Origin of the sequence: Streptomyces sp. WM6386 (genome assembly GCF_000972385.1) — a bacterium.
GTDB lineage: Bacteria > Actinomycetota > Actinomycetes > Streptomycetales > Streptomycetaceae > Streptomyces.
The window spans coordinates 1-662 of sequence record NZ_JXTE01000343.1 but is presented as its reverse complement, the minus strand read 5'-3'; the positions used below and the strand labels follow the sequence as shown (position 1 = coordinate 662).

Here is a 662-nt window from a genome sequence, read left to right as displayed (position 1 = left end):
GGGCAGGACTACCCACAGCCGCCTGCTCAGGACGCCTTTATCTCTGCTCTGTGAGCCCGTTTTCGACCGCGAGTCGGGTGAGATCGGAGCGGCGGCGGGAACCCGTCTTCTCGCCGATTCGGTCGAGGTGGGGCTGGACCGTGTGCTTGCTGGTGCTCAGCTGGGCGGCGATCTCGTGGTCGGTCGCGCCGTTGGCGAGGAGCTGCAGGATCTCCTGCTCCCGGTCCGTGAAGTGCGGGGAGCGTTTGAGCAGGTCGCCGGCGGGCGCGCACACGTAACTGCGGCCCGAGCCCACGGCCCGGATTGCCGTCAGTACCTCTTCCGCCTCGGCCTGGCGGCTGAGGTAACCGCTGGCACCCGCCCGGATCACCTGGACCGCGTCGATCTGCGGAGAGGACGACACGACGAGGACGGCATGCCCCCGCTCCCGCAGCTCCGCCACGGCCGCGACGAGCCGCGGGGCGGAGTGCTGCACGTCCACCAGGACCACTTCCGCGTCGCGCAGGGTGCCGTCCGCGCTCTCGATGGAGGGCGAGGCGGCGACCAGATGAAGGTCAGGAGCCGCGCCGATCAGCTGGCAGACGCCGTGTCGGAAGACGGGGCAGTCGCCGACGACCGCGATACGCACCGCCACCTCGGCGCCAGCGCCCATGGACATCTCC

General features: G+C 70.5%; 1 protein-coding gene. It reads right to left on the bottom strand.

The features are described 5' to 3' along the window. Positions 1-37: 37 nt before the first annotated feature. Positions 38-662, bottom strand: a 625-nt coding sequence (locus TN53_RS41610) for a response regulator transcription factor (RefSeq protein ID WP_324609656.1), incomplete at its 5' end; no start/stop codon positions are given.